The 295-nt window shown below is 59.0% G+C and carries 1 pseudogene; it reads right to left on the reverse strand.

The annotated features are described in order from the left end of the window. Window positions 1–211 (reverse strand): annotated as a pseudogene (locus ON20_RS34890) (hypothetical protein); the annotation flags it as partial. Between the last annotated feature and the right edge of the window lie 84 nt (window positions 212–295).

Raw genomic sequence — 295 nt, forward strand, 5'->3', positions numbered from 1 at the left:
TAGACCGAGATAGGGTTGAGTGGCCGCTACAGGGCGCTCCCATTCGCCATTCAGGCTGCGCAACTGTTGGGAAGGGCGTTTCGGTGCGGGCCTCTTCGCTATTACGCCAGCTGGCGAAAGGGGGATGTGCTGCAAGGCGATTAAGTTGGGTAACGCCAGGGTTTTCCCAGTCACGACGTTGTAAAACGACGGCCAGTGAGCGCGACGTAATACGACTCACTATAGGGCGAATTGAGTGAAGGCCGTCAAGGCCTAGGCGCGCCGGATCCCCCGGGCCATACTAGATCGGAAGAGC

The sequence above is a fragment of the Nocardia brevicatena NBRC 12119 genome, assembly GCF_000308495.1.
Taxonomy (GTDB): domain Bacteria; phylum Actinomycetota; class Actinomycetes; order Mycobacteriales; family Mycobacteriaceae; genus Nocardia; species Nocardia brevicatena.